This is a genomic window from Vibrio sp. 1151_11 (genome assembly GCF_029478525.1).
Lineage (GTDB): Bacteria > Pseudomonadota > Gammaproteobacteria > Enterobacterales > Vibrionaceae > Vibrio > Vibrio anguillarum.
Window position 1 is genome coordinate 1 of record NZ_SHMN01000142.1, and the last position, 255, is coordinate 255.

The 255-nt window shown below is 49.0% G+C and carries 1 protein-coding gene; it reads left to right on the forward strand.

Annotated features, from left to right (window positions below):
* Positions 1–255: EF-Tu/IF-2/RF-3 family GTPase (locus EXZ60_RS19145; protein ID WP_277436168.1), on the forward strand; the 255-nt coding region annotated here is incomplete at both ends.

Consider the following 255-nt stretch of genomic DNA (forward strand, 5'->3'; position numbering starts at 1 on the left):
ACATTCCAGAGCCTGAGCGTGCAGTAGACCAAGCATTCCTACTACCAATCGAAGACGTATTCTCAATCCAAGGTCGTGGTACAGTAGTAACTGGCCGTATCGAGCGCGGTATCCTACGTGTAGGTGACGAAGTTGCGATCATTGGTATCAAAGACACAATCACAACGACTTGTACAGGTGTTGAGATGTTCCGTAAGCTGCTTGACGAAGGTCGTGCAGGTGAGAACGTTGGTGCACTTCTACGTGGTACTAAGC